The organism is Catenulispora rubra (assembly GCF_015356825.1).
GTDB classification, from domain to species: Bacteria; Actinomycetota; Actinomycetes; order Streptomycetales; family Catenulisporaceae; genus Catenulispora; species Catenulispora rubra.
Genome location: NZ_JAACYW010000714.1, coordinates 1 through 563, shown reverse-complemented (window position 1 = coordinate 563; position 563 = coordinate 1). Strand labels below are relative to the sequence as shown.

Below are 563 nucleotides of genomic sequence, written 5' to 3'. Positions count from 1 at the left end.
GAAGATCCCCATCCCCTCACCCCTCCGAAGCGCGCGCGTTGAGGCCGGCGATGCCGGTCACGAAGTCGCGCCGGTCGCCGTGCTCCAGGTCGAGGATCTGGTCCAGGCCCCAGTGGAAGTGGTAGGCGACGTACGCGACCTCGTCGCGGAGCTGGTCGGCCGCGTACGTCACGATTCCCCCAGGCGGCTCCCGCCGAGGTCGATCTCGAAGTCCTCCGCGCAGTTCGGGCACGTCACCGAGGCCAGGGTGTGGCCCTCGGCGTTGATCTGCTCGTAGAAGTCCTGCAGGAAGGCCAGGTCGGAGGCGAACATGTTCTCGACGATGCCGTCGTGGACCATCGGCAGGGTGCCCAGGCGGGTGATCACGCGGCCGAGCAGGACCACCGACAGGTACGCCGGGTTCTCGCGGACGCGCACGTCCCGCAGCGGCACGAGTTCGTCGCGGGCCGTGGACAGGCGCATGGTGCCGCGGCGGTGGACCGTGCCGGCGTCGTCGACGTAGCCGCGCGGGAGTTCGAAGTCGAACTCCGTGCGGAGGGTGTCGACGCGGGCAGAGGGAGAGG

At 70.0% G+C, this 563-nt stretch carries 2 protein-coding genes; both read right to left on the bottom strand.

Annotated features, from left to right (window positions below):
- Positions 1–16: 16 nt before the first annotated feature.
- Positions 17–172: a DUF6760 family protein gene (locus tag GWK61_RS55100; RefSeq protein ID WP_194922368.1), complete on the bottom strand. Its 156-nt coding sequence runs from the start codon at positions 170–172 to the stop codon at positions 17–19.
- On the bottom strand, positions 169–563 hold a 395-nt coding region (locus GWK61_RS55095), incomplete at its 5' end, for a hypothetical protein (protein ID WP_194922367.1). The genes GWK61_RS55095 and GWK61_RS55100, both read right to left, overlap by 4 nt.